Source organism: Xylanibacter sp., assembly GCF_057607445.1.
Genome location: NZ_DBLZAX010000056.1, coordinates 1 through 1,359, shown reverse-complemented (window position 1 = coordinate 1,359; position 1,359 = coordinate 1). Strand labels below are relative to the sequence as shown.

The 1,359-nt window shown below is 55.6% G+C and carries 1 protein-coding gene; it reads right to left on the bottom strand.

The window, feature by feature from the left end; translation table 11 throughout:
* Positions 1–14 precede the first annotated feature (14 nt).
* Positions 15–1,359 (bottom strand): IS4 family transposase (locus tag ACZMIG_RS14805; RefSeq protein ID WP_487889770.1); only part of this gene is annotated, 1,345 nt, incomplete at its 5' end.

Below are 1,359 nucleotides of genomic sequence, written 5' to 3'. Positions count from 1 at the left end.
AGTGGTCGGAAGATCTAAGACGTTAAGCCATTTGCTTCCAGACGCTTGTGTTTCCCTTTTTGGCTTCCGTGCGGTGTCCCGCGATTTCCGGCAGCCATCTCCGAGGCAAGTCCCATCGCATAGTCTTCCATTTCCAAATCGAGAGTGAAGACGGCCATGGAATACCCCAGCTTGTTCTCACGCTTGTATATCATGACAAGCATGGCCGTTATGAGCGTCATGTAAAGGATGACCTGCAGGCCGTTCTCGTTGACCGACAGGAAATGGCTGAAGGAGAGTTCCTGCTTGAGGAAACGGAAAAACACCTCGATGTCCCAACGGCGGCGGTAAATTTCGGCAACCTCCTTGGCCGGCAGTTCCATGTCGTTGGTGATGAAGCATATGCGGTTTTCCACGCGTTTGGCTTTCCCTTTGTTTTGGGGGCGTGTGGTGTCACGCGGCTCCTTGAAATGGGCCGTGATGACGCGGTATTCCTCCGTGCCGAATTTGCGGCTCCCCCCTTCACGCAGGTGTACGACCTTGTCCTCATCCAGCACCAGCTTTTCCGGAGCGCACTTGTCGGCCTCCGGGATTTCCAGCACGCGCACCGTCTCCATGCTGCGGTTGGTCTTGATGCGGCCCACGAACCTGGCGTGCTGTTCCGTCATCGAATCGTATGCGCGCAACGATGACAGCCCGCGGTCAAAGACGTAGAAGTTGCTGTGTTCGGGGTCCTTCTTTATCATCCTGTCTATCGCCTCGGGCAGGGCGATGTCCTCGCTCAGATAAGCCGGCTCGTCCAGCACCTCGGCCAGCTTCGCGGCGAAGCCTTCGTACCCCATCGTGTATTTCACCTGCCGCCGTTGCCTGCAGGCATCCTTTCCAACCGGACGCTTGCCTACGGTGAAGCCCTTCTTGAGCTTGTTGCAGGTTTCGGCAACGAGGGTGCTGTCCACCCTTACCAGCAGCTTGCGCTCTATCTCACGCGGCGTGTAGAGGCTGTGCAGCTTGTCGTAGAACACTTCGTATGCCTTGCGGAAAAACTCCACATTCACTTTCGAGAGGCGTTCCGAGATGGAACTGTGCGAAACCCTTTCCCCAAGCGAGTAGTCGAACAGGGTGCAGAAAGCGCGGCTCTCGAACACCTTCTCCAGTTTGCGCTGGCTCAACCGCTTGCAGCGGATCAGCCCATAAAGCAGCAGGTTGAAAAGGCGCTCCCCCTGCAGTTCCTTGGCGTAGCGGTCCACTTCCGTGGATTTCGCGAGCCGTGCCAGCATCTGTCTGGGGAGAAGGCGGACGAGGTCGGTCGCATGGCATTTCAATTCATCAAGATGCATAATGTTTCTGTGTTTGTTTGATTCCGCAAATATAAATATTTTA